This is a genomic window from Bradyrhizobium sp. RP6, assembly GCF_003837805.1.
Taxonomy (GTDB): domain Bacteria; phylum Pseudomonadota; class Alphaproteobacteria; order Rhizobiales; family Xanthobacteraceae; genus Bradyrhizobium.
This window is the reverse complement of sequence record NZ_RQIT01000025.1, coordinates 26718-52236: the sequence shown is the minus strand read 5'-3', so window position 1 is coordinate 52236 and position 25519 is coordinate 26718. Positions and strand designations below refer to the sequence as shown.

Annotated in this window: 25 protein-coding genes; 10 read left to right on the top strand and 15 right to left on the bottom strand. The window is 65.1% G+C overall.

Annotation, left to right across the window (positions count from 1 at the left end; translation table 11 throughout):
• Positions 1 to 5 precede the first annotated feature (5 nt).
• Complete coding sequence (locus tag EHH60_RS31055; RefSeq protein ID WP_124163156.1) at positions 6 to 728, bottom strand: TetR/AcrR family transcriptional regulator; 723 nt, start codon at positions 726 to 728, stop codon at positions 6 to 8.
• 106 nt (positions 729 to 834) lie between these two features.
• Here EHH60_RS31055 and EHH60_RS31050 point away from each other — a divergent pair, with 106 nt between their 5' ends.
• The 5 genes from EHH60_RS31050 to EHH60_RS31030 all read left to right on the top strand — a co-directional run bounded on the left by EHH60_RS31050 (position 835) and on the right by EHH60_RS31030 (position 4721).
• Entirely contained in the window at positions 835 to 2226 is a 1392-nt protein-coding gene (locus tag EHH60_RS31050) for a carotenoid oxygenase family protein (RefSeq protein WP_124163155.1), read from the top strand.
• A gap of 80 nt (positions 2227 to 2306) precedes the next feature.
• Positions 2307 to 2564, top strand: coding sequence for a hypothetical protein (locus EHH60_RS31045; protein WP_349629089.1), 258 nt, complete (start codon positions 2307 to 2309; stop codon positions 2562 to 2564).
• 270 nt (positions 2565 to 2834) lie between these two features.
• Positions 2835 to 3389 carry an inner membrane-spanning protein YciB gene (locus EHH60_RS31040; RefSeq protein WP_124163153.1) on the top strand — a complete coding sequence of 185 codons (555 nt, stop codon included), beginning with the start codon at positions 2835 to 2837 and terminating at the stop codon, positions 3387 to 3389.
• Between the two features lie 99 nt (positions 3390 to 3488).
• A complete protein-coding gene (locus EHH60_RS31035) occupies positions 3489 to 3785 on the top strand; it encodes a hypothetical protein (RefSeq protein WP_124163152.1) in 297 nt (98 codons plus the stop codon).
• Between the two features lie 15 nt (positions 3786 to 3800).
• The gene (locus tag EHH60_RS31030; protein ID WP_124163151.1) at positions 3801 to 4721 is read left to right on the top strand and encodes an SH3 domain-containing protein; all 921 of its coding nucleotides are present in this window, start codon (positions 3801 to 3803) and stop codon (positions 4719 to 4721) included.
• A 146-nt stretch (positions 4722 to 4867) separates the two neighbouring features.
• Here the strand turns inward: EHH60_RS31030 and EHH60_RS31025 are convergent, their stop codons facing one another.
• Positions 4868 to 6523, bottom strand: coding sequence for a fumarate hydratase (locus EHH60_RS31025; protein ID WP_124163150.1), 1656 nt, complete (start codon positions 6521 to 6523; stop codon positions 4868 to 4870).
• A gap of 212 nt (positions 6524 to 6735) precedes the next feature.
• Here EHH60_RS31025 and EHH60_RS31020 point away from each other — a divergent pair, with 212 nt between their 5' ends.
• The 3 genes from EHH60_RS31020 to EHH60_RS31015 all read left to right on the top strand — a co-directional run bounded on the left by EHH60_RS31020 (position 6736) and on the right by EHH60_RS31015 (position 8510).
• A complete protein-coding gene (locus tag EHH60_RS31020) occupies positions 6736 to 7209 on the top strand; it encodes a hypothetical protein (RefSeq protein WP_124163149.1) in 474 nt (157 codons plus the stop codon).
• Positions 7210 to 7547: 338 nt separating this feature from the next.
• The gene (locus tag EHH60_RS37760; protein ID WP_199752254.1) at positions 7548 to 7721 is read left to right on the top strand and encodes a hypothetical protein; all 174 of its coding nucleotides are present in this window, start codon (positions 7548 to 7550) and stop codon (positions 7719 to 7721) included.
• Positions 7722 to 7835: 114 nt separating this feature from the next.
• Positions 7836 to 8510, top strand: a complete 675-nt coding sequence (locus EHH60_RS31015; protein WP_124163148.1) for a methyltransferase family protein — start codon at positions 7836 to 7838, stop codon at positions 8508 to 8510.
• A gap of 28 nt (positions 8511 to 8538) precedes the next feature.
• Here EHH60_RS31015 and EHH60_RS31010 read toward each other — a convergent pair whose 3' ends face one another.
• The 10 genes from EHH60_RS31010 to flgB all read right to left on the bottom strand — a co-directional run bounded on the left by EHH60_RS31010 (position 8539) and on the right by flgB (position 17844).
• Entirely contained in the window at positions 8539 to 9246 is a 708-nt protein-coding gene (locus EHH60_RS31010) for a glutathione S-transferase (RefSeq protein WP_124163147.1), read from the bottom strand.
• A gap of 231 nt (positions 9247 to 9477) precedes the next feature.
• Entirely contained in the window at positions 9478 to 10158 is a 681-nt protein-coding gene (locus tag EHH60_RS31005; protein ID WP_199752252.1) for a lectin, read from the bottom strand.
• A gap of 143 nt (positions 10159 to 10301) precedes the next feature.
• Positions 10302 to 11330, bottom strand: a complete 1029-nt coding sequence (locus EHH60_RS31000) for a Tim44 domain-containing protein (protein ID WP_124163145.1) — start codon at positions 11328 to 11330, stop codon at positions 10302 to 10304.
• A gap of 278 nt (positions 11331 to 11608) precedes the next feature.
• Positions 11609 to 14185 carry a cell cycle histidine kinase CckA gene (gene cckA / locus EHH60_RS30995; protein ID WP_124163144.1) on the bottom strand — a complete coding sequence of 859 codons (2577 nt, stop codon included), beginning with the start codon at positions 14183 to 14185 and terminating at the stop codon, positions 11609 to 11611.
• A 154-nt stretch (positions 14186 to 14339) separates the two neighbouring features.
• Positions 14340 to 15419, bottom strand: coding sequence for a flagellar biosynthesis protein FlhB (flhB, locus tag EHH60_RS30990; RefSeq protein ID WP_124163143.1), 1080 nt, complete (start codon positions 15417 to 15419; stop codon positions 14340 to 14342).
• Positions 15420 to 15429: 10 nt separating this feature from the next.
• On the bottom strand, positions 15430 to 16203 hold the full coding sequence (gene fliR, locus EHH60_RS30985; RefSeq protein ID WP_124163142.1) for a flagellar biosynthetic protein FliR: 774 nt from the start codon (positions 16201 to 16203) through the stop codon (positions 15430 to 15432).
• Positions 16204 to 16220: 17 nt separating this feature from the next.
• A complete protein-coding gene (gene fliQ, locus EHH60_RS30980; protein WP_028180904.1) occupies positions 16221 to 16484 on the bottom strand; it encodes a flagellar biosynthesis protein FliQ in 264 nt (87 codons plus the stop codon).
• A gap of 168 nt (positions 16485 to 16652) precedes the next feature.
• Positions 16653 to 16961 carry a flagellar hook-basal body complex protein FliE gene (fliE, locus tag EHH60_RS30975; protein ID WP_124163141.1) on the bottom strand — a complete coding sequence of 103 codons (309 nt, stop codon included), beginning with the start codon at positions 16959 to 16961 and terminating at the stop codon, positions 16653 to 16655.
• Between the two features lie 16 nt (positions 16962 to 16977).
• Entirely contained in the window at positions 16978 to 17403 is a 426-nt protein-coding gene (flgC, locus tag EHH60_RS30970; RefSeq protein WP_124163140.1) for a flagellar basal body rod protein FlgC, read from the bottom strand.
• Positions 17404 to 17439: 36 nt separating this feature from the next.
• Positions 17440 to 17844 (bottom strand): flagellar basal body rod protein FlgB, encoded by a 405-nt coding sequence (flgB, locus tag EHH60_RS30965; protein ID WP_124163139.1) that lies wholly within the window; start codon positions 17842 to 17844, stop codon positions 17440 to 17442.
• 353 nt (positions 17845 to 18197) lie between these two features.
• Here flgB and EHH60_RS30960 point away from each other — a divergent pair, with 353 nt between their 5' ends.
• Entirely contained in the window at positions 18198 to 19163 is a 966-nt protein-coding gene (locus EHH60_RS30960) for a flagellar biosynthetic protein FliO (RefSeq protein WP_124163138.1), read from the top strand.
• Positions 19160 to 19915 (top strand): flagellar type III secretion system pore protein FliP, encoded by a 756-nt coding sequence (gene fliP / locus EHH60_RS30955; protein WP_124163137.1) that lies wholly within the window; start codon positions 19160 to 19162, stop codon positions 19913 to 19915. Before EHH60_RS30960 ends, fliP begins: the two co-directional genes overlap by 4 nt.
• Before the next feature lie 9 nt (positions 19916 to 19924).
• Here fliP and EHH60_RS30950 read toward each other — a convergent pair whose 3' ends face one another.
• The 3 genes from EHH60_RS30950 to EHH60_RS30940 form a co-directional block, all read right to left on the bottom strand.
• Complete coding sequence (locus tag EHH60_RS30950; protein WP_199752265.1) at positions 19925 to 23644, bottom strand: tetratricopeptide repeat protein; 3720 nt, start codon at positions 23642 to 23644, stop codon at positions 19925 to 19927.
• A 227-nt stretch (positions 23645 to 23871) separates the two neighbouring features.
• Positions 23872 to 24726: a tetratricopeptide repeat protein gene (locus EHH60_RS30945; protein ID WP_245454631.1), complete on the bottom strand. Its 855-nt coding sequence runs from the start codon at positions 24724 to 24726 to the stop codon at positions 23872 to 23874.
• A 107-nt stretch (positions 24727 to 24833) separates the two neighbouring features.
• Complete coding sequence (locus EHH60_RS30940) at positions 24834 to 25460, bottom strand: FecR family protein (protein WP_349629088.1); 627 nt, start codon at positions 25458 to 25460, stop codon at positions 24834 to 24836.
• Between the last annotated feature and the right edge of the window lie 59 nt (positions 25461 to 25519).

The window sequence follows — 25519 nt, the reverse complement described above, 5'->3', positions numbered from 1 at the left end:
AGCCGCTACACGGGAATGTTCGGGGCCAAAGGCGCCGTCAGCATCGCCTCGAGCAGCCGCTCCGCGGTCGTCCCCTCGGGCATTCGCTCGAGAATGTCCTCGAGCCGTCCATCCAGCAGCAGCATGGTGAAGCCGTGCACCAGCGACCAGGCGCGCGCGATCGCCGCGCCCTGGTTCAGCGTCAGCGCGTCTTCGCTGATCTGCTCCTGCCGCATCATGCCGATCGCATTGGCAAGCCCCGCGAAGGAGGCCTCGGCGGCCTCGTGCAGCGAGGGTCTCGAATAGTCGAGCCGCTCGGTGCGGAACATGATGCCGTACATGCCGGGATGCGCCTGCGCATAGGCAATGTAGGCTTTCGGCCTTGCCAGCGCGCGTTCGAGCGGCGTTGTGGCGGCATCGCAGGCAGACGCCATCGCGGCATTGAACTGGCGGAAGCCGATGGCGGCGAGCTCGCTGAGAAGCCCCGTGAGATCGCCGAAATGATGAGTGGGCGCGGCATGCGAGACGCCCGCCTCGCGTGCCACCGCGCGCAATGTCAGGCCGGCGAGTCCGTCGCGCTCGAGCACCCGTTCGGCGGCCTGGAGCAGCGCCTCGCGCAGGGCGCCGTGATGATAGGGCGTCTCGGTCCTCGTGGCCGTTCGGCGCCGTGCGGGACGCGCCTGCGCCTTCGCGGCCGACGATGCTTTTTTCGGAGTGCGCGGGTTAGGCGCGGTTTCGCTCTTGCCCATGGGACAAGCTATATGACGCAATATTGACAGTGTAAAGATTTCGCTTGACCGGAGCGAAAACCAGCATTACCTAATCTTGACGATGTAAAGATAAGGAGGACACGCCGTGCAGCAGGTCGCCGAGCGCTACGACAACATCGCACCGATCCCGTTCGAGGCCGACGCGCCTTTCCTGAAGGTCATCGGCGAATTGCCGCGCGAGCTGAACGGCACGCTCTACCGCAACGGCCCTAATCCGCAGTTCGAATCGCCCGGCGCGCACTGGTTCGTGGGCGACGGCATGCTGCATGCCTTCCATCTCGAAAACGGACGTGCCGGATATCGCAACCGTTGGGTCCGCACGCCGAAATGGCTCGCCGAGCACGATGCCGGCCGGGCCCTGTTTGGCGGCTTCGGCCGCAAGCTGCCGGATGCACCGGCCAACCTCACCGACGGCGGCGTCGCCAACACCAACATCATCTTCCATGCCGGCAAACTGCTCGCGCTGGAAGAAGCGCACCTGCCGACGGAGATCGAGCCGGGCACGCTGGCGACGCGCGGCTATCACAACTATCAGGGCCGCGTCGCCGGCAACTTCACCGCGCATCCGAAGGTCGATCCCGTCACCGGCGAACTGGTGTTCTTCGGCTACAACGCCGCGGGCCCGTTGACGCCGGCCCTCTCCTACGGATCGATCGACGTAACAGGCAAGGCGACGCGCTTCGAGCGCTTCGAGGCGCCCTATGCCAGCATGGTGCACGACTTCATCGTCACCGAAAACCATGTGCTGTTTCCGATCCTCCCGATCACGGGCAGCATGGAGCGCGCGATGAGCGGACGGCCGCCCTATGCCTGGGAGCCGGACAAGGGCGCCTATGTCGGCGTGATGAAGCGCAGCGGCACCGCCAAGGACATCGTCTGGTTCCGGGCCGAGGCCTGCTACGTCTTCCACGTCATGAATGCGTGGGAGGACGGCGATCGCATCGTGGCCGACGTCATGCAATTCGAGGAAGCTCCGCTGTTTCCGCATCCCGACGGACGGCCGACCGATCCGGAGAAGTCGCGCGCCCGTCACTGCCGCTGGACCTTCGATCTCTCGGGCAATACCGATCGCTTCCAGCAGACTTACCTCGACGATCTCACCGGCGAATTTCCGCGCATCGACGATCGTCGCGCGGGCATGAAGAGCCGTCACGGCTGGTACGCCTGCGCCAATCCGAAGCTGCCGATGTTCGGCGCGCTGTCGGGCGTCGTCCATGTCGACGGCAACGGCCGACGGGCCGGTCATTATCTGCTGCCGGCCGGCGACACCATCTCCGAGCCCGTTTTCGTCGAGCGGTCGAAGGATGCGACCGAGGGCGACGGCTGGCTGCTGGCGGTGGTCTGGCGCGCGCGGGAGAACCGCAGCGATCTCGCCGTGTTCAACGCCACCGATGTCGAGGCCGGCCCGGTCGCGCTCGTGCAGCTCGGCCACCGCGTGCCCGATGGCTTTCACGGCAATTGGGTTGGCGCGGCGTAGCGCTTGTGATTTCCGGGCGCGACGACGTCGCATGCCCGGAAGCACGACGGATGTAGGGTTACGAAAGAAGTCCCATGCCCATGCCCTCGATCACCGCGGACCTCCTCGCTGTCCTGGCCTTGGCCTCCGCCGCACTCGCATTGCTGACAATCCGGTTGCGGCAAAGGAGCTTCACGTTCTTCAACGGCGGTATCCTGCTCGCGGTCTGCCTTCTGATCGTCTCGGGGCTGCCGATCCTCTCCCACCTGCCTTGGGCGGAATGGGTCGATGCCTCGCTAGATCAGGTCGTTGCGCTGCTTCACTTTTTTGAGGTCGCCTATACGGTTTGGACGCTGTGACGTTTCAACGACCCAACTCCGCTCGCAACCATCGATCTTATTGAAGCGGTTCCAGCGGGACCCCGGCGAGGCTGATTTCTTCTATTCCAACATCATTGCCGGTGCCTGGGCTGCGGCCACGCGCTTGATGGCGGCCGCGTTCTCGTCAATCTTACCGTTTGGTCCCCGCGGCACCGCGATTCATTTCACAAAGTGGTATCCCGAGTATCGCCAGACCAAGTATGGTACGTCCAGCCGCGCATTGCGCAACGCACGCTGAACAGGATCACGATGAAGGATGTATTTGCCCGTCTCGGTTCCGATCTTTTCTCCGCCATCCTCTTCCTGGCCGTCTACCTCATCACCGACAATGTCATCGTGGCGACGTCTGTGGCGATTGCCGGCGCAGTCGCGCAAGTGATCTATGCCCGCGTCAAGGGGCAGCAGCTCAACTACATGACCTATGCGAGCCTCGCGCTCGTCGTCGGATTGGGCGCGATCACACTGCTGACCAACGATGCCCGCTTCATGCTGGCAAAGCCCGCGATCGCGCATTTCGCGGTCGGCCTCATCATGCTCAAGCGCGGCTGGATGCTGCGCTACATGCCGCCGGTCGTCGTCGAGACCGTTCCGGAATATGTGACGGCCGCGGGCTATGCCTGGGCCGCGCTGATGTTCGTGATCGGCGCCGGCATGATCGTGGTTGCTTCCACGGGCGATCTGAAGCTGTGGGCGTTCTATCTCACGGTGGTCGCAGGCGGCGGCAAGATCCTGGCCTTTGCCGTGCAATATCTCGTTCTGCGCCTCATCGTCAGCAGTCGCCGGCGTGCGGCGGCCCGCGCCTGAATGCGGGGTTAGGCAGGCGCGTCGAGTTGGGTTATAGGCTCGCCACGGGACTGGCCGCGGATCGTCGCGGTCCGCCGGTGATTTGTTCGGGAGACGGGAATGGCCGTAGACGGCAACTGGAATCTGACCATGACGACGCCAATGGGCGAGCGCCAGGCCACGCTGAGCCTGAAAGCCGCGGGCGGGACGCTCACGGGCACGCAAGGTGCGGAAGGTAATACCGCCGAGATCTTCGACGGCACCGTCTCTGGCGACGCCGTCAACTGGAAGGTGTCCATCACCAACCCGATGCCGTTGACGCTCGAGTTCATCGGAAAGGTCTCCGGCGACAGCATGAGCGGCGAGATGGGCATCGGCCCGATGGGCAGCTTTCCGTTTACGGGCGTACGGGCGTAAGCGCGCGCTGCTCCGATGCGTGCGCTTCGTCTCGTCGCGGCGACAATCCTGTGTGTCGCGACACAAGCGGCGCGCGCGGATGACACCGAACCGGCGTGGCGCGCGAGCGCGCTCGCCATGGTGCCGGCGGGCTATGTTGCCGGCACCGCCTATCGCACCGAAGGTGCGACCGGCTATCTCGCCGTCTATCCGGCGACGTCCAACGATCCGAAGACACCGGCAAGCGTGTTCACCGCGCGCCAGGCTCTCGTCGTCACGCTGACGGCTGATGCGACGCGCGCGATCTCGGCCGAGTTAAAGCCGCGCGTCGCGCTGGATGCTGGTAACGACGACACCGATTTCGCAAAGCTGCACGCCGATCTCGCCGCGAAACGCGCAAGCCTACCCGAAGGCACTGAGCCCTGCGATCTCGGCGCATGGTCCATCGACAAGGACCCGAACGGTCTCAACGTGCGCGCCGAACCCTCAGTGAAGGCGCGCGTGCTCGGCACGCTGCCGCCGCCCTACCGGTTGAAGTTAGGCGGCGCCGAGAACACACCGGAGGGCGGCTGGCTCACTGAATTCAGCATCATCGGCTTCAGGGACGGATGGTTCCTGATCGAAGGCGCGAGGCCGCCGGGCAAGGATTACGAGGACGAAAAGCGATATCCGCGCAGCGCGCCAAAGCCCTATGCCGGGCGTGGCTGGGTCGCGTCAAACAAGGTCGGCGCATCCTATGCCAATGGCGCCACGCGCATGGGCGGGCTTTTCCAGGCGCCCTTCGTCGACGCCAAATGGATGCCGGCCCAGCGCGAGCTCGGCGGCCCGATCGACGGCGACGGCGGACCGAAGCGGCTTCTTGCCTGCAGCGGGTATTGGGGCCTCGTCGAGAGCCACGACGGCGTGCGCGGCTGGTGGCGCGCGCTGTGTTCCAACCAGGTCACGAATTGTAGCTAGCGAGATAAAGCGAGCAAGCGCAACGCTCGTGTCCCGGACGCGTCGCAGCACGAAGTGATGCGACGCAGAGCCGGGACCCAAGCTCCACGATGGACCCCGGATCAGCAGCGCAGCATTTCATGCTGCGTAGCATCCGGAACTCCGCCTCAGCCCAAATTCAGCTCCTTGAAGAAGTCGTTGCCCTTGTCGTCGATGATGATGAACGCCGGGAAGTCGACGACTTCGATGCGCCAGATGGCTTCCATGCCGAGCTCGGGATATTCGAGCACCTCGACCTTCTTGATGCAGTGCTCGGCAAGGTTCGCGGCGGCGCCGCCGATCGAGCCGAGGTAGAAGCCTCCGTACTTCTTGCAGGCCTCGCGCACGGCCGGCGCCCTGTTGCCCTTCGCCACCATCACCATCGAGCCGCCGGCGGCCTGGAACTGGTCGACGAAGGAATCCATGCGGCCCGCAGTGGTCGGACCGAACGCGCCGGAGGCGTAGCCTTCGGGCGTCTTGGCGGGGCCGGCATAGTAGACCGGGTGGTTCTTGAAATAGTCCGGCAGCGGCTCGCCCTTCTCCAGCCGCTCGCGCAGCTTGGCATGCGCGCTATCGCGCGCGACGATCATGGTGCCGGTCATCGAGACGCGGGTCTTGATCGGATGTTTCGAGAACGTCGCCAGAATGTCCTTCATCGGCTGGTTGAGGTCGATCTTGACCACCTCGCCGCCGAGCGACTGCTCGACCTGCGGCAGGTACTGCGCCGGATTATGCTCGAGCTCCTCGAGATAGACGCCGTCCTTGGTGATCTTACCGAGCACCTGGCGGTCGGCCGAGCAGGACACGCCAAGCCCGATCGGCAGCGAAGCGCCGTGTCGCGGCATGCGGATCACGCGCACGTCGTGGCAGAAGTATTTCCCGCCGAACTGCGCGCCGACGCCGAGCGACTGCGTCATCTTGTGGATTTCCTTCTCCATCTCGACGTCGCGGAAGGCGTTGCCGTCGGGCGAGCCGTGGGTCGGCAGCGCGTCGAGATAGCGGGCGGAGGCGAGCTTCACCGTCTTCATGCACAGCTCGGCCGAGGTGCCGCCGATCACGATGGCGAGGTGATAGGGCGGGCACGCCGCGGTGCCGAGCGTGAGGATCTTCTCCTTGAGGAAAGCGAGCAGCCGGTCCTTGGTCAGCACCGAGGGCGTGGCCTGGAACAGAAAGCTCTTGTTCGCACTGCCGCCGCCCTTCGCCATGAACATGAACTTGTAGGCGTCGTCGCCCTCGGCGTAGATCTCGCACTGCGCCGGCATGTTGTTGGCGGTGTTCTTCTCCTCGTACATCGAGAGCGGCGCGACCTGCGAATAGCGCAGATTGCGGCGCAGGTAGGCATCGCGCGCGCCTTCCGACAGCGCGGCCTCATCGTCACCGTCGGTGATGACGTTGCAGCCCTTCTTGCCCATGATGATCGCGGTGCCGGTGTCCTGGCACATCGGCAGCACGCCGCCGGCGGCGATGTTGGCGTTCTTCAGGAAGTCGAGCGCAACGAACTTGTCGTTCGGGCTCGCCTCGCTGTCCTCCAGGATCGCACGGAGCTGCTTCAGATGACCGGGCCGCAGATAATGGTTGATGTCGCCAAAGGCCGCCTCCGACAGCGCCCGCAGCGCCTCGCGCGACACCACCAGCATGTCCTTGCCGAGCACCTTCTCGACCCTGACGCCCTCGGACGAAATCTTCTTGTAGGGTGTCTCGTCCTTGCCCAGCGGGAACAGCGGGGTGTGCTTGTAGGGCGGAACGGGCTTGGACTGGTCGGGGAAGGCGGTGGGAGCGTTCATGGGGCAAATCTCGGGGTTTTGGGGCCTTGGCGGGCCTCTCAGCATAGAAGCGTTCTAAGCGCATTTCGGCCAGAAAAGAAAGGGAGCGGTACGCATGGGAGCGGCAGGCCAGGGTTGGGAAGGCATTGGCACAGCTCGTGGAAATGCCCCTGCCCACCCTTGCGCTTCGCCCGCGAGGACGGTTGAATGCGCGGCCTAAGGGGCTTTTCATCATGACTTTCAAACTGAACGTCCGCGGCGCGATCACGGTCGCCGCCGCCATCGCCGGCCTTGTGGCCCTCGCCTCACCCGCGCGCGCCGACCGCTGTGACGACAGCGCCAAGGAGCTGGCGAACCAGGTCGATCGCCTCAAGGTGAATTTCCGCGCCGGCAATGTCGTCTACCTCTCGCACCCGGCGGCCAAGGAGCTGTCCGTGGGTTGCCGCGGCGACAAATATTCCATCGAGCTCTATGCCAAGGGTGATCGCAAGCCCAAGCCTGAGTTCTATGCGCTGGTCGGATCGATGGCCGCGATCGTCTTCACAGTGACGAAGGACGACACGACGACGGGCGCGACACGCTGCCTGAAACGGATGGGTCTGCTCCGCGGCGACAAGATCAGCATGCGCTATCGGCGCCTCAACATGGAATGCACCCGCACCAAGACGGAGGCTTCCATCGCCATCACCCGCGGCAAGGACGAATAGGCGGGGCGCTCACTGCTTTCCGCACGCTGGCCGCGCATGCATCGGGACGCCGTCTAGCACGAACTCTGTCATTGCGAGTGCAGCGACTTGTCCGCCGAAGCTTGGCGAAGGCGGAAGCAAACCAGAAATCTGTCCGCGGAGGCAGTCTGGATTGCTTCCTCACAAGGGCTCCTCGCAATGACGGGGAGAGGCCTCGTCGTCTCCTGTTTGCACCGCGCGGATGAGACGCATACACGGCATTCATCGCACCAATTCCCTCGCATTTTAGCGATTGCCTTGAAGGAAATTTCGCTCCTCGCAGCGCAGGCTGAATTGTTTCCATATGTGAGGATTTGCGGATGAAGGTTTCCACCGTAACGCCGCCGCCGATCGCGATCGTGGTCCCTAACTACGACACGACCAAGCAGCACGACGAGCCGACCAAGGACAAGGACGAGGATCCGACCTTCAAGCCGCAGCCGCCCGCGCCACTGCCACCGGGCCAGGGCACGCGGATCGATCAGCTCGCCTGATCAGGCTTGCCGAGGCTGAAGCGCCCGATCAAGTCGATCGGGCTTTTCGCGCGTCCGGCCGCATCTTTGCCGGATAGCTGCGGCAATCATGCGCCGTTCATCCGGGACCCGCGCATGATCGCACGCCTGCTGTTGCAGAACACGATCTTCGTCGTCGCAATGGGCGCGCTGCTGTTTGCGTGCGCCGGAACACTGCATTGGCCGTCGGCCTGGACGTTCCTCGTCACCTCTGCGCTGCTCGGCCCGCTCTGCGGGTGGTGGCTCTACCGGATCGATCCGGCGCTGCTCGCCGAACGTCTGCGGCCGGTCCTGCAAAAGGATCAGCCCGCCGCCGACAAGACGTTCATGGCCGTCTTCGTCGTCGCGATGCTGGCCTGGCTGGTCGTGATGGGGCTTGACCGGCGCTTTCAATCCGCCGACATGCCGATTGCGTTGCAGGCGCTCGGCCTTGCGCTGTTCCTGGCCTCGACACTGTTCACCATGTGGGTGTTCCGCGAGAACTCGTTCGCCGCACCCGTAGTGAAGCTGCAAACCGAGCGCGCTCAGCACGTGATCTCGACCGGTCCCTACGCCCATGTCCGTCATCCCATGTACAGCGGCCTGGTGCTGTTCTTCGCCGGCGTGCCGATGCTGCTGGGGTCGTGGTGGGGACTTGCGATGATGCCGCTCTTCATCGCCTTGCTCGCGGTCCGCATCCCCATCGAGGAGCGCACGCTGCGCGAGGGCCTGCCGGGCTATACCGATTATGCCGCGCGGGTGCGCTATCGCCTTGTACCCGGCGTCTGGTGAGGGCGGATCATTGTCCCGTCCGGGCCGGCTAACCGTCGAGCTCGCGATAGCGGCGGAAGATGCCCTGCTCGTTGAATGGAATGCGGCGCTCGCTTTCGAGATAGGCCTTGATGTTCGGCCGTGCGGCGATGCGGTCGTGCAGGCCGACAAGGCCCGGGACATCCGCCTCGAACGCCCTCATGCGCCTGGGGAAGGCGTAACGCAGGCCGTCGACGATCTGGAATAGCGAGAGGTCGACGTAAGTCAGGCGGCGACCGGCGACATAGGTGCCGCCGCTCCCGTCGAGAAGCCGCTCGAAATAGCCGAGATATTTCGGCACGCGCTCGTCCCAGAACTCGGCCGTGCGCTTCTTCGCCTGGGCCTTCTGGTCCTCATAATAAAGCGAGGGTCCGAGCGGATGATGCGTGTCGTGGATCTCGACGACGAAGTCCGTGATCGTGAGCTGAAGCTGGTGCACCCAGAGCCTGCCGGCTTCGGTCTTCGGCGCAAGCCCATGGCGGCCGCCGAGATAGAGCAGGATGTTGGCGGTCTGGCCGATGACGAGCTTACCTGCTTTCAGGAACGGCGGCGCAAAGGGCGGCGTGCCCTTGTGCGCGTCCATCATCTTAATCATCGCAGCCGATCCGCGCGGACCGCGCGCGACGTCGACGTAAGCGGCCCCCGCCTCCTCCAGCGCCAGCCGCACATATTCGCCGCGGCCCTGGATCTCGGGCCAGTAGTAGAGCTCGTATTTCATGGGAGAGGTCCGTGAGCTTGGGGGGCGATCGGACCAATGTGGCACGTGGCTGAAGGTTCCGTGAGGATGAGACGGAACGGCCGCGCAACATACGCCGTCATTGCGAGCGTAAGCGACTTGTCCGCCGAAGCCTTGGCGAAGGCGGAAGCAATCCAGATATTTCCGCGGAGGCGGTCTGGATTGCTTCGTCGCAAGAGCTCCTCGCAATGGCGGTGGAGAGAACTCAGCGCCTCAATTCGCCGCGAAGCAGTACAGCAGACCGTCACCGCCGGTGGTCTTCAAATCGGCCTGCGAGCAGCCGCCGTCGGGACCACGCGAGGGGTGAGAGCTGTTCCAGGATTTCGAGGGCTCATCGTCGCGCAGACCCCGGCGATCGAAATGGCCGACCATCGCGGCGCCTTGCGTGCTCGACGTCCAGTTCTTGCAGGTGCGATCGTCCGGCCCGGCGAACGCGGTGCCGTCCGGTTGCGATCCCGTGAGGATGTCGTGCCGGTTCGGCTGGTCGCCGGCACCATTGATGACCTCACCCTTTTCGCTGAGCGCGGTCTGCTTGGTGAGATTGTTCGTCGCGCCGTGCAGCTCGGCGACGTCCTTGGCGATCACCGTGCCCTTGGCGTTCTGCCACGGCCCCTTGCCGATGCGATCCTTAGCGTTGATGGCCGGCTTGCCGTCGGCGGCCTGCGTCGACAGATAAGCGCGCCAAGTCTTTGTGCCCGCGCCGGCGGCTTGTGCAAGCTTCTGGCATTGCGCATCGGCTCCTTCGAGACCGCCGAGATCGGCGCCCTTGCCGGGCCCGTTCGAGGTCACGAAGAAGGTCATGTCGGCCGACTGCGCCAGCGCCGATGGGGCAGCAAGCAAGACCATGGCCAGCGCAACACCGGAAATCGTCATGGATCTCTCGATACGGATCATCCTGTCCTCCCAACGTTGTTTTTGTTCGCCGCCTGACTTCAACCCGAGGCGCCCCCGCTTATTCCGATGCGTGCTGCGAGAGGCCAAAAAGAAAAGGGCGCCGTGCCTGAGCACGACGCCCTGGTTCCTCATCTCGTCCGCGATCAGTTGGTCTGCTGAATCGCCGACAATTCCCAACCGGTGCCCGGCCGTCGGGCGAAGGTCCAAACTTCGGTGGCCTCGCCCGGCTGCTCGCTGCCGGCAACGACTGCGCCGGTGTTGCGGTCGACCGTCTTGTCGATGAGCGCGAAGCGCAGCGCCACCGTGGCATAGTCGGTCTCGCCTTCGCGCCAGGCTTCCGCGAGGTCGCCCTGCAGCAGCTTGACGTCGGTCACCTTGTTGACGACGTTGCGGGCGCGGTTCTGGGCGAGATCCTGCTCGAAATACGAGACCATCTCCGGCGTCGCGACCGTGTGCAACTTGGCCACGTCCTCGTTCGACCAGGCGGTCTGGACATCGCCGAGCAGGCGCTCGAACGCCTCATAGTCGTCCGGCTTGATCTCGAGCGGCGCGTTGTTGGCATTGCCGCCGAAGCCGAAGCCGCCAAGACCACTGCCAAGACCACCGCCGAGCCCGCCAAGAGCGCTGCGCTGGTTCGGCTGCGGTCCCGGACCGGCACCTGCTTCAGCATTGGCATAGGCCGTCCGCGGGGCGTGACGGCGCTGCCACCAGGACATAGCCAGGCGAACCACCAGCACCACAAGCGCGATCTGGATGATCAGGCCGAGAATCGAGGACAGGCCGCCGAGGCCGCCGAACAGGCCGCCGCCGAACAGCATGCCGAGCAGGCCGGCGCCGAGGAAGCCGGCCGCAAGGCCGCCCAGGAAACCGCCGCCGCGGCCGAACAGGCCGCCGCGCGCAGGCGCGGCAGCAGCCGAATTCATGCCTGGGCCCGGCTGGGTATAGGTGCGGTTGAACTGCGAGGTCGAGCCCGGCGCGGTCGTTGTCGACGGCGGCGCCGTATAGGTGCGCGAGCCGCGCGAACCCGACGAGAAGCCGCCGCCGGCGCGGGCGTCGGCGGACGAGATCGTCAGCGCGGTCGGCAGCGCAAGCGCCAGCACGACGGCGAGCGTCTTGAAGAGACTGCGGGAGCGTTGCGAGAAAGTCATGTTCGTTTCCCAAATCCCCGGCATGGGGACGTGCGCTTAACATGGGCAGACTTCCCGAAAAGTGAAGCCGGTTTCGGAGCGAGCGGCTGCGGCCCTCAGTCGCGGGGATGTGGCAAAACCCCATATTTGGCCGCGACTTGGCCGGGCGCGTCGCGGAACCGAGGTCGCCGGCTACCGGTGCTTTCGCGACGAATATTCCGCTTCTTCCTCGTCGGAGCATAGCGGACGTAATCCAGAATCCGTCCGAGGGAGCAGCCCGGATAACTTCGTCGCATGGCTCACGATGACGGCGTTGAGGCTCCTCACCCCTTCGTCATCGTCTCCTTCACCGCCGCGACGAGCTGGCTGAGCGTGAAGGGCTTCGGCAGGAAGTCGAACTGCTGGCCTTCGGGCAGGCTCTTCTCAAAGGCGTCCTCGGCATAACCGGAGACGAAGATGAACTTGATCTCGGGATTCTTCTCCCGCATCGCCTTCAAAAGGGTCGGGCCGTCCATCTCGGGCATCACCACATCGGAAACGACGAGATCGATCGCACCGCTCTGCTCCTCCAGCACCTCCATGGCCTCGACGCCGTTCTCGGCCTCGACCACGGTGTAGCCGCGCGAGCGCAAGCCACGCGCGTTGAGCGCGCGCAGGCCCTCTTCGTCTTCGACCAGCAGGATGGTGCCCTGCCCGGTGAGGTCGGTGCGCGGCTTGGCCTCGGCCGGCGCGGCTTCCTTCGCGGTGCCGCCGGTCGCGCTGATCGCGGCTGCGGGCTGCTCGGCCGGCACGTCCTGCTCGGCGTGATGGCGCGGCAGGAAGATATGGAACGAGGTGCCCTGCCCCGGCTCGGAATCGACATAAATGAAGCCGCCGGTCTGCTTGACGATGCCATAGACCGTGGAGAGCCCGAGACCCGTGCCCTTGCCCACTTCCTTGGTCGAGAAGAACGGCTCGAAGATCTTGTCGCGGATGTCGGCGGGAATGCCGGTGCCGGTGTCGGCGACCTCGATCCGGACATAATCCGCAGCCGGCATGCCCTTGTAGGCGAGCTTGCCTGCGTCCTCGGTGGCGATGTTGGCGGTGCGGATGATCAGCTTGCCGCCGTCAGGCATGGCGTCGCGCGCATTCACCGCGAGGTTGACGATCACCTGCTCGAACTGGGAGACGTCGACCTTCACCGGCCAGAGATCGCGGCCGTGGACGAGGTCGAGCTTGACCTTCTCGCCGATCAGCCGGCGCAGCAGCATGGTGAGATCGGACAGCGCGTCGCCGAGATCGAGCACCTGCGGCCGCAGCGTCTGACGCCGCGAGAATGCGAGCAGCTGCCGCACCAATGTCGCGGCGCGCGTCGCGTTCTGCTTGATCTGCATGATGTCCTGGAACGACGGATCGGTCGGCTTGTGCGCGTTCAGCAGGAAGTCGTTCGCCATCATGATGGCGGACAGCACGTTGTTGAAGTCGTGGGCGATGCCGCCGGCGAGCTGGCCGACCGTCTCCATCTTCTGGGACTGGTTGATCTGGTTCTCCAGCGCGCGCCGCTCGGTCGTCTCGAGCATGTGCACGATGGCGGCTTCCGCCTCGTTTTCGGCCGTATCGACCGGCGTGACGAAGAACTGGCCCCAGCGCTCCTTGGCCCCTTCCAGCGCCACCTCGACCGGCGCGATGTCGGCCTTGCCCTCGGCGGCCTGGTTGATGGCCGAGATCAAGAGGTGCCGGTCGCGCGAACTGACCGCGCGGAAGATCGACTTGCTGGCGCTGTCGAGCCCGAGCGCCTGCCCGAGCTTGGCATAGCGCGCATTGGCGCGCACGACATTGCCGGCGCGATCGACGGTCGCGATCGCCATCGGCGTGTGGTCGAAGAAGCGCATGAAGCGCACTTCGGCGGCGCGGTCGGGATCGCTGCGCTCGTCGCGGGCGCGGCTGATCACGAGCGTGCGCGACGGCCCCGGCGCGCCGTCGGCGCCGAAGGCGAGCTTGTGATAGAGCCGAACCGGCATGGTCTTGCCGGTGCGCATGCGCAGGTCGATGTCGAAGACCTCGGTCTTCACCTCGCCCGGCACCGCCACGATCGAGGTCAGCAGCGAGGCGCCGTCGCCGGAGACGATGTCGGTGAGCTTGAGGCCGCCCGAGCCGATCTCGGCGAGATCGTAGTCGAGCCAGTTCGCCAGCGTCGCATTGACATAGGCGAGCTCTCCGGCCGGATTGACCGAGAAGAAGCCGCACGGCGCGTGATCGAGATATTCGATCGCGTGCTGGAGCTCCTGGAACACGTCCTCCTGGCGTTCGCGGTCGCGGGTGATGTCGGCGATCGACCAGACCGCATACTTCGCCTCGCGCTTTCCGGTGCCGAGCGGGCGCACCCGCATTCGCAACCAGCGGCCCTGGCTGCCGTCATGGCCGGAGAGGCGCACCTCTTCCTGCTGCCGCTTGCCTTCGCGGGCGGCCTTGAGCAACCGGAACACCGCTTCGGAGACATCAGGGTTGCCGATGAAGACGCGCTCGACGGGACGCACGTCCTGGGGGCCGCTGGCGCCGGTCAGCGTCAGATAGGCGGCATTGGAGTAGACCACGTGACCGCGCGCATCAGTTACTGCGAGCCCGTCGAACGCGTGATCGGAGATGCGGCCAATGATGGGATCGTCGAGATTGCGGTCCGCGAAGCGGATGATGCCGGCGGCGAAGGCGAACAGGTTGAACAGGCCGACCATCGCCAGCACGGCGAGGATGCCGAGGATATAGGGCTGCGCCTGCGCGCGCCCGAGCGTCATCAGCCCGACGGCGACCGCGACGAGGCCGGCGGCCACCAGCAGCACCAGTGCAATACTGCCCGAGCGCGGCGACGGCTCGTGCGCCGCAACGGGCTCGCGTGTGAGGTCGTGGTCGGTCTCAGCAGTCATCTCGAGCTGGCGCAGCCTGTCGGCAGAGAATCAACGCATTACGGGGCGCGTGGGGTCCTCCCTGCCTGAATCGGACCCAGGGGTGCAAGGGCAGCAGGGGCGAAAGGTACGCTGATTCCCAGATTAGGGCCATTTCCGGTGCTTTCCGGGTGTTTTATCCCCGCCCGGCGCTGAATCCGCGCTTCAGCCGCATGACGTAGCCGATGACTTCGGCGACCGCGTGATAGTGCTCGGTCGGGATTTCCTGGTCGATATCGACCGTGGCGTAGAGTGCCCGGGCCAGCGGAACGTTCTCCACGATCGGGATGTCGTGCTCGCGCGCGATCTCACGGATCTTGAAGGCGAGGTTGTCGACGCCCTTGGCGACGCAGATCGGGGCCGACATGCCGCGCTCGTAGGACAGCGCCACCGAATAGTGGGTCGGGTTGGTGATGATCACCGAGGCCTTGGGAACCGCCGCCATCATGCGCTTCTTGGCGCGCTGCTGCCGCAACTGCCTGATCTTGCCCTTGATGTGCGGGTCACCTTCGGACTGCTTGAATTCTTCCTTGATCTCCTGAAGCGACATCTTCTGCCGCTGGAACCAGCTTCGGTACTGGAAGAAATAATCGGCGATGGCGACGATCGCGAGCGCCGCGACCACCGCGCCGAGCAGATGAATGGTCATGCTGGTGGTCGCGCCGAGCATGGCGGCCGGATCGAGCCGGACCATCGCCTCCATGCGGTGCCGCTCCGGCCACAGGACCATGGTCATGACCACGCCGAGCAGGACCAGCTTGCCGATGCCTTTGAGAAAATTGGCGGCCGCCTGCTTGCCGAAGATGCGCTTGAAGCCGGCGCCGGGGGAAATCTTGTTGAATTTGGGTTTCAGGGATTCGGCCGACCACACCAGGCGGTGCTGGAGCATGTTGCCGGCGATCGCCGCCAGCATCAGCATCAAGAGGGGCACGCCGACGGCCGCGAGCACGACGAATTCGATCTGCTGCATCAGCGCGAGCAGAGCCTTGCCGTCGGTCTTGATCATCCAGGAATTGGCGAGCAGGTTGCGCATCGGCGTCAGCAGCCCGCTGCCGACCGAGCCCGAAAAGGTCGAGACCACGAGGGTGCCGCCCGCCATCATGAACCAGGTGTTGATCTCCTGGCTCTTGGCCACGTCGCCGCGTTCGAGCGCATCGTCAAGGCGCTTTTGCGTCGGGTCTTCTGTTTGACTCTCGGGATCGTTGTCTTCCGCCATCGGTCGATCCCTATTGCTTGAGCGGCATCATCTGGTGCATGACGCCGATGAAATAATCGAGAAACGTGCCCATCATCGCGGTCAGCACCACGGCGAGCACCAGGAAGCCTGCGAAGATCGACAGCGGCACGCCGACGAAATAGACCTGCATCTGCGGCATCAACCGCGCCAGCACGCCGAGCCCGATGTTGAAGACGAGGCCGAACACCAGGAACGGTCCCGAGAGCTGCAAGCCGAGGCGGAACGCGGCGGCGAAGGCGCGCGTCGCCAGCGAGGCGATATCGCTGCTCGATACGGTCTCGCCCGGCGAGAAGATCGTATAGCTGTCGTTCAGCGCCGCGATCACCAGATGATGACTGTCGGTGGCAAACAGCAGCGTCACCCCGAGCATGGTCAGGAAGTTGCCGACCAGCACGCCCTGCTGTCCCTGCGTCGGATCGACCGACGTGACGAAACCGAGTCCCATCTGCTGTGCGATCACGGCCCCGGCGACCTGAAGCGCCGACAGCGTCACGCGCGCGGTCGCGCCGAGCACGATACCGATCGCGATCTCATGCAGCATCAGGACTAGCAGCGGCGCGAGCGAGCCCATGTCGACCTGGTAGGCATTTCGATGCAGCGGCAGGATGATCAGCGTGAGCAGCAGCGCGATCGACAGCTTTATCCGCGTCGGGATGTTGGTCTCGCCCAGGCCTGGCAGCAGCATCACCATCGCGCCGACCCGGGCGAAGGCGAGCATGAAGGAAGCGGCGAGCGCCGGCAGCAGCAAGACGTCGATGCGCATGATTTACGCATCTTGCCTCAGCCGCCGATGATTCGCGACGATATACGCATCATGTGAGCGTGGAGCGAGTCGGCCATGAACGGCAGCGCCAATAGCATCGTGGCGAAGATGGCGAGTATCTTCGGCACGTAGATCAGCGTCTGCTCCTGGATCTGCGTCAGCGCCTGGAACAGCGACACGATGACGCCGACCACGAGGCCGACCACCATCAGCGGCGAGGACACGATCACGATGGTCCAGATCGCATCGCGCGCGACGTCGAGGGTCTCAGGTCCGGTCATGTGCAGGATTCCTTGTTCAACCTTCATCCCCGCCGCCATGGCGAGGAACGAACGCCCTCTCCACCGTCATTGCGAGCGTAGCGAAGCAATCCAGACTGTCGCTTGAGGAAAGACTCTGGATTGCTTCGCTGCGCTCGTAATGACGAATGGGGCGGGCGCCAGCGCGCGTCAGATCGGCATCTTCAGGATGTCTTCATACGCCGCGATCACGCGGTCGCGGACCGAGACCAGCGTGGACACCGCCACGTCGGTGTCTGCGACCGCCGTCACCACATCCATCACGTTGGCCTTGCCGGCGGCCATCGCCACCGTCTGCGCGTCGGATTTGCGCCCGGACTCCATGACGCTGCCGACGGCGTCCTTCAGCAGCGAAGCAAAGGATTGCCCGGTCGGCTCGCTGCCCTTGCCGGCGCCGGTGTTCTCCAGCACGCGGGCAAGGTTGGCGTAGGCGTTCGCGGCGATTGTCGGTGATGCCATGGCTCAGATGTCCTGTTCAGCTCTTGAGTATGTCGAGCGTGCGCTGGATCATCCGGCGCGTCGCACTGATGATGTTGAGATTGGCCTCGTAGGACCGCTGCGCATCGCGCATGTCGGTCATCTCGACCACCGAGTTCACGTTGGGATATTTGACGTTGCCGCTCGGATCCGCAGCCGGATTGTTCGGCTCGTATTTGACGCGGAAGTTGGACTGGTCGGGCTTGATCCTGCCGAGAGTGACGACCTGCGCGTCGAGCGCGCGATCGAGCGCGGAGGAGAAGGTCGGAACCTTGCGCCGATAGGGATCCCCGCCGGCGGTCTGCGCCGTCGAGTCGGCATTCGCGATGTTTTCCGAGATCACCCGCATGCGCCCGGCCTGCGCGCGCAGGCCGGAGGTGGCGATCGCCATCGAGCGGGCAAAGTCGCTGCTGTCATTCGCCATGATGCGCCTCTAGCTCCCCTGGTTCCGGAATCACGCCTAGGCCTTGCCGATCGCGGTTTTGAGCAGGCGCAGGCTCTTCGAATAGAGCGAGGTCGCCGCCGCATAGTCCATCTGGTTGCTGGCGGCCTTCATCATCTCCTCCTCGAGATTGACGGCATTGCCCGCAGGGCGGGTCTCAAAGCCCGTGTTCTTGTCCTGGTCGAAAGCGGAAGCGGCGCCTGATGAGGTCAAGTGCGAGGCGCTGGTACGGGTCAGGGCCAGCGGCCCCATGCCCCCCGTGACCGCGCCGGTCCTGTCGAGCTTCGGCTCGACCAGATCGCGCGGCCGGAACCTGGGGGTGTCGGAATTGGAGACGTTCTCGGACAGGACGCGCTGGCGCTCCTGGTGCCACTGCATCTTGGTGCGAAGCGCCGACAGCACCGGGAGGTCGTTGATGGACATCGTCGCGGCTCCTTCCGCCCCTTGCGGACCTTGAGGTCCGAAGCTAGGCAGAATTTGCCGCCTGTATGGTTAACAGCTGGTTAAGGACAATCTCGATGTATGTCCCCGAGCGATACACCATTTCTGCACGCCCGTGATTCTACGCCTCGAAAAGTGGCATTAACCCAACCGTTTGGCGGTGGGTGCACAGGGCAAGAAGTCGTTTTGGATCGGGCGATTCATGGGTTATTAAGAGTTGGGGACGGCAAAACTTGCCGTGGAACGTTAAGAAATCGCAGCTTGGGGCATCGTACGCCGGTGGTTGGCGCATCTGACCATGGGCACGAGAAAAGCGCCATTTGTCGGGGACAAGTATGCAAGGCAGCCCTATCACCTTCATCGTCGCGTTCATCGCCGTTCTGGCGTTGATCGGCGTCGCTGCATGGCTGGTTCGCCGATTCGGCAGCAGCCGGCTGGGCGCCAACACCCAGCGTGGCAGGATGCCGAGGCTCGCCGTGATCGACGCCGCCGCGGTCGACGGCCGGCGCCGTCTGGTGCTGGTCCGGCGCGACAATGTCGAGCATCTCCTGATGATCGGCGGCCCCACCGACATCGTCGTCGAGCCCAATATCGTTCGCGCCGCGCCCAGCCGCGACCAGCTTCCGCAGCGTCCCAACGCCGCCGAGCCGCCGCGCCTCGCCCCCATGCCCGACCTCGCTGGTTGGGCCGACGAGGCGCCGCGACCGGAACTGCTCGATCATCCCGAGCCGCAGATGCCCGAGCCGCCGCCGCGGCCCGCCCGCCCATCCTTCGCCGACGAGGTGCGGCGGCCTGCTCCTGCGCCGGCCGAACGTCGCGGCGAACCGGCCCTGGGAGGCTTTACACCGGAGCCGATCGCACCACGTCCCGAACGCGAACCGCGGCCCGAGCCCCTGCCGCCACGCATCGCCCGCGGCGAACCGCCGATGCCGCGTCCACCGCGCCAGAGTGAGCCGATGAAGATACCGCCAGTGCGCCCCGAGCGGGCCGCTGCACCAACGCCGCCTCCGCCCGTGCCGCAGGCGCCGCCCGTTCCGGCACCGGCCCCTGTCCCCTCGAGCGCCGAGCAGAATCTCGCCGAAATGGCGCAGCGGCTGGAGGCGGCCCTGCGCCGCCCGGCGGGCGAAACGAGCGCGCCCCCAGTCGCACCGGAGCCGCCGGCCGCGCCGCCGCGTGCGGCCCGCAGCGAGCCGCCGGCGCCCCCCGCCCCGGCAGCGAAGCCGGCCGCGGAAAAGACCAGCTTTGAAAATCTCGAAGACGAGATGGCCTCCCTGCTCGGCCGTCCGAAGCCGTCTTCGTGAGGTTGCCGGCCCTCCCGCGTAGAGTTCTTTTCGTTTCTGTCCTGATCGGCGCGGCATCGCTCGCGATGCCGGCGCATGCCCAGGACATCAGCATCAATCTCGGCGGCGGCGCTGGCGGCGGCGTCACCGAGCGCGCGATCCAGCTGATCGCGCTGCTCACGGTGCTGTCGATCGCACCGTCGATCCTGATCATGATGACGTCGTTCACGCGCATCGTGGTGGTGCTGTCGCTGCTGCGCACCGCGTTGGGCACCGCGACTGCCCCGCCCAACTCGGTAATCATTGCGCTCGCGATGTTTCTCACCTTCTTCGTGATGGGCCCGGTCCTGCAGAAATCCTACGACGACGGCATCCGCCCGCTTGTCGCCAACCAGATCGGCGTCGAGGATGCGCTCCAGCGCGCCTCCGTCCCCTTGCGCGGCTTCATGCAGAAGAACGTGCGCGAGAAAGACCTCAAGCTGTTCCTGGACCTGTCGGGCGAGCCGCCGCCGGCCACCCCCGACGAACTCGCTTTACGCATTCTCGTTCCCGCCTTCATGATCTCCGAGCTGAAGCGTGCCTTCGAGATCGGCTTTCTGTTGTTCCTCCCCTTCCTGATCATCGACCTCGTCGTCGCCTCGGTGCTGATGTCGATGGGCATGATGATGCTGCCACCGGCGACGATCTCGCTGCCGTTCAAGCTGATCTTCTTCGTGCTGGTCGATGGCTGGTCGCTGGTCGCCGGCAGCCTGGTGCAGAGCTACGGGGGATAAGAGAGGCCTCTACCGGGTCATCTTGATCTGCCGCACGACCGGGATCGTGGGCAGCGAGCCGGTGTGGTCGGACTCGTCCTTGGCCTGCGGCGAGCCCGGCGCGCGCGCCGTGGCGTCGGGGAAGCGCTGCTTCATCTCGCGCAGGAAGCCGTCGAGCGTATCGACGCTGGCGGCCAGCTTGGCGATCTCTGCGAATTCGGCGCTCGAGGCTGCGGCCGGCTTGCTGGCGACGTCGAAGGCGAGACGGTCGGCGCTCTCGCTCATCAGTGGCGCGTATTTCTCGCGGAAGCGCGACAGGCCGATCGAGTCGTCGGCGAGCGCGTAGCCGACGGCGGCGCGGATGATGTCGCTCTTCTCGACCGCATTGAGCGGCTTGAAGTCGCGGAAACGGTCGCCGTAATAGAGTTCGATCTGCTCGGCGGACTCGCGCCAGCGCCGCGCCGCCCAGAAGATGTCGGAGCGAAGGCGGAGCACTTCACGCCCGGAGACGTTGGAGACGATGTCGAGCGCGAGATCGTGACGGCCGACGTCGCTCTGTGCACGCGCTTCCAGGAGCAGGCGCTGCTGCCGGAGCTCGCCGGAGAGATCGCTGATGCGGCTCGCGCGCAACGCGGTGATCGCCATGTCGGGCTTGCGGTTGGCGAGATAGATCATGGAAAGGCGCGCGGCGACCTGGGCGCGTGCCGCGCCTTCAAGGCGATGATCGACCTGGTATTGCAGGAGCTCGGCAGCCTGGTCGAGCAGGTCGATCGAGGCGAGGCGGTCGGCGAGCCGGCGGATCAGCTCGTCGCCGCGGCGGCCGATCGGCGTCAGCTCGCGGAACTCATAGAACATCCCGAGCGCCTCGACCGGCGGCAGTTCGTCGCCCTTCGGCCCGAGGAAGAGCTGCGTGAACAGCTCGGAGGCGAGATCCTGAGCCTGACGCGAGGCTTCCGCGTTCGGCTGAAGCCTCGTCGCGGTGCGCGCGGCGGTGAGCGCATCCCGGTAACGCCCGTTCTCGGCATACAGCTGCGACAGCATCTGGAGCGTCTTGACCTCGATCGTGTCGCCGCGCCAGGTCATCGACAACGTCTCGAGTTCGCGCAGCGCCTCTTCCTTGCTGATCTCGTCGCGCTTCTGACGCAGTGCGACGTCGAGCTGCTTGGCCTCGGCCGCAGCCTGCCGGTCGCTCGAGGCGACCGCGAACTTGTAGTCGTCCAGCGCATCCTTGTCGTGGCCGAGCGCCTCGGCAAGCCGGCCGCGCAGCACGGCGAATCCGGGCGCAGCCTCAGGCGGGACACCGACCACCTCGAGCTCGCTGCGGCGCTTGGAGGCGCCGGCATAGTCCTTCACCTCGAGCGAGGCGCGCATCGCGTCCATCGTCACGATGCGCTGGATGTCGAGCGGCAGAGAGGCGATGGCGAATTCGACGTTCTTGAACTTCTCGCGCGCGTCCGCCCATTTGCCCTGGCGCGCATAGGCGAGCGCCTTCCAGAGCTGGGAATCGTGGCTGTTGCCGATCACGGGATTGGCGAGGTCCTTCAGGCCCTGCGCCGGCCGGCCGATCAGGATGCTTGCGATCGCATGCATGATCAGCGCACCACTCTCCTCCTTGTTGAGGGGATCTGTCAGCATCACGTCTGTCACGGCCTTGGCCTCGTGATACATGGCGCGCGACATGTAGAACTGCGCGAGGTCGAGCCGCGGCAGCGAACGCAACGCCGGTTCGACCGCCGAGATCGCCATCATCAGTTCGCTCTGGCGCGCCATGAAGTTTTCCGACTGGCCCTTGCGCCAGCCTTCCGGGCTGAAGATCGGGCGCACCGCGGTCGGCGCCCGCTCGGCCGAGATGTCGACCGGCGAGAGCGTCAATCCTCCCTTCTTGCCGACAATCACCTTGTCGGAGCCGACCTCGATGCCGACCTCGTCGGAGTTGGGCCGGATCGCGATGCCGTGCGCGGATTCCAGGAGCGAAAGATCGACGAGGTCCTGCCGCTTGATGAAGCCGCGCACCGGCCGCTGCGCGGTGACGACATAGAGGGTATCGCCGGCATCGGGGTCGGTGAGCTTGTGCAGGAGGCCCGGATTGGCGAAGGGAATCGCGATGTTGGCGAGCGCCGGATCGGTGATGTTGCGCGACATCATCAGCGGCAGCGGCGTCGCCTGGATCTTGTCGGCGAGCGTCAACAGCCAGTTGGTCTCCTTGCCGACCTCCTCGCTCGTCAGCGAGTAGACCAGCGGACGGGTGAGACGGATGCGCACCGCCTGCCCCTTGTCGAGCGGGATGCGGCCGACCTCGCCGATCATCGCGCCGCCCCTGGTGCGGATCGCCTCGACATCGATCCGCTTCGGCGTATCGAACACCAGCCATACCGTGTCGCCGCGGCGGAACGCCGCCGCCGGCGTTGCGACCTGAAGCGGGAACGTCACGCGCAAGCCGTCGCTGTCGCGGCGCGCATCGACACCGGCGACGGCGGGCTGCGGCGTGTCCGTGGCCGCGAGCGCAGCCTTGACAGCTTCCTTGACCGGCTCCTTCGCGGCCTCTTTCGGCGCGTCGGCCGGCGCCGGCGTGGCGACCGCCGCCGCAGCTTCGGGAGCGGGCGGTGCCGGCTTCGCAGCTTCCCTGGGCACTTGCGGAGCAGGCGCAGCTTCGATCGCGGGAGCGGCTGCCGGTTTCGGCGCCTCGGTGGATGGCGGCGCGACGGGCGCTTCCGGCTTCACCTCGGGCCTGATGTCGATCTTGGCTTCGCGCGCGATCGTCTCGGAGGTCGGCGGCGCGATCTCACTGCGGGAGTCCTTCGGCTTCTCGGCCGCCGGTTTTTCCGGCGCAGGCTCCGGTCCGTGACCGGCGGGCTTCATCTGGGCGATCACCGCCTCAGGCGTCGCGGCCGTCTTGCCCTTTTCGGGCTGGAAGGCGACATCGACGACGTAGTTCTTCTCGTCGCGGAACGAATGCACGTCTGAATCGCCGATCAGCGCGATTTCGACATTCGTCTGGTCGATGTCGGCCTTCTGCTTGATCGAGGCGACGTTCGGCGGCGCTGCGACGACCGCGTCCGCGAGGTCGAAATTGAGGTTGGCATTGAAGACGAGCGTGAGCTTCTGCTCGTTGAGCACGGAGGAAACGCCGACGCCGTCGGGCATCTCAAACACGAAGCGCACGAACGTCGGCTGCACCGAGGCACGTACGCGGATCTGCGGACGCTTCCTGGCCTCGGCGGCGGCGCGCTGGGCGCGCAGCGCGCGCTCGGCCACGCGTGCGCGCTCGGCGAGCTCCTTGACCACGTCCATGGGCAGACTCGGCGGCGGCCCCTTCCACCCCTCGGGCAGCAGGTCGACGAAGGTGCGCTCGCCGGCGTTCATGGTGTTGACGGTGACGCGCCGCGCCAGCGACAGGCGGATCGCACTCCCATCCGGGTCGCGGCGGGCGGAGTTGACGTAATCGGGCGCTCCTTCCGGAATCCGGTCGACGGGAACGTCGACGGGCCGGTCGAAGCGGATGACGAGGATGGAGCCTGCGGTCGTCACCTCGGACGGGACGTCCTCGCCGAGCTTGACGACGAGACGGGCAAAGCCGCCGCCAGCCGAAAAACTGGCCTCGCCCCTGACGGGATCAGCCGCGCGAGCCGGGGCCGCAAGGCCAATCAGGAAACAGGCCGCCAGCAAGGGCGCTTTTCGGACATGACGCGACAATCCCCGCGCCGCTGCGCGGGCTCGCGACACAAATCCAGCGGCAGCCTCTCGCGCCATTGGCGGCAGTTCTTCCATTTCGACAGTCATGCCAGCATCAAGGCCGGCCCATGCCATCGACTGTAGGTCTCGCCAATTAAGGACTTGTTAATGCTAGATCTTGATTTGTCGTGGAGGCAGCACGCCGCCGCATCGAGCGTGGGCGGATTCGCCGGATTGCATTTGAGACGCAGATGGTTAAGGCCTTGTTACACCCGCAAAACGGGTGCTGTCGCGATCGGCCGGTCTCACGGCACCCCATAGCGGGCAAAGGCTTCGCCGATTCCAGGGTCGATCCTCCTGGCCGCCAAGATATCGCTTTGGCTACCATCCGTATCGCCGAGCTTGGCTCTGGCAACCCCTCGCCCGTAGAGCGCGCTCGCCAGCTTGGGCGCGAACCGCAGCGCTGAGTTGTAGTCGTCCACGGCTGCGGAGAATTGCCCCATTTTCAGATTTATCAGGGCGCGCGAGTCGTACGTCGCGGCGTTGCCTGCTCCCGATCGAAGCGCCATGTCGCAATCTTCCAGCGCGGTCTGCAAGGCACCCAGAACGGCTCGGGCCCAACAACGTCCGCTCCACACCGCCTCCAGCTTCGGATCAAGGCGAATTGCCTGGTCATAGTCGTGCACTGCACGCTCGTACGCATTCTTCTTCAAGTAGGCTGCCGCGCGGTTGGCAAAAGCAGCGCCATAATTGGGATTGAGCCTGAGCGCCTCCTCAAATGCGCCGAGAGCAAGGTCGAGGGCGCCCGTTCTCAGATAGGCCACGCCGAGGTTATTGAAGGCTTTCGCATAATTCGGGTTGAGCTTGGTCGCTTCGACGAAATCCCCGATCGCGCGTTCGTAATCGGCATGAGCGCTATAGGCATTGCCCCTGTTGTTGTGGGCGACGGCGAAGCCGTTCGCGCTCCCCTCGCCGGCATCGATAAACGCCGTGCAACCTTCGATCCGGGCTTCGGGCAACAAGCGATCCGAGCCGTTACACAGTTCAACATTCTTGAGCGAACTGCTCTTCTTTGGCTTCTGCGCGAGGCTCGACGAGCAGGACAGTACGATGATGAGAATGAACATCACTGCGTTGATGACACCGGCTCTTGCGGTCATTTTCACACCGTGCGTCAGACTCCGAGACTGAAGCAGATCTAGTCCAAGTCTGTCTGTGCGGCCCAATTTGCGCGGGCATCACAGGCGAGTTCGGCCGAGCAAACTTCTCAGCATCCACGACAGATATTGAGCCGGCGGTTGCGGCTTCGATCGGGCTCCGCCGCCGCGGCAGCCCGTGGCTTCTTCAGGAGCTTGCTTTTGCCCTCTTCGATCAGCGTCGAAAATTTGACTGACCCATCATCTGAAATTTCGATATGCGGCGTTGTGCCCCGGATCCCCAGCGTGGCGACGGGAGTGTCGACCTTCATGTCCCCGGTCTTTGCGACATTGCCCGCAACAAAAGTGAACGTTCCTTTGGCGAGACTGAATAGAGTCGCATTGGCCTTGCCCTCCGGCTCATACACATAATGATCCAACGCCATACGGGCGTTGCTCGACAGGTTGAACGAGGTTCCGTCGGTAAAGTTGATCCCGACGCGACCGTCGGCCCCGGTCAGCACGACATCGCCAAGATATACGGGATCACCCGTCTTTGCCCGGTCGGGCTCGTTCGAGACATTGGCCTGAACGACCACTGCCCCCACATGTTCGATCGTGACCGAGCCTGTGACCGCCGTCACCTTCCCGATCGGTTTTGACGGCGTGCTCGCGACGGCGGGTTTGGCGGAATCGGTTTGCGCTCGAACCACGCTCGGCGAGAAATTGGTAAGCGCCAAAACAACGTAGGTCGCCAAAGTCGCTATTGCTGGTCTGCACATGATCCCCCCTTTCTGAGAAGATCTCGCTATCGGTG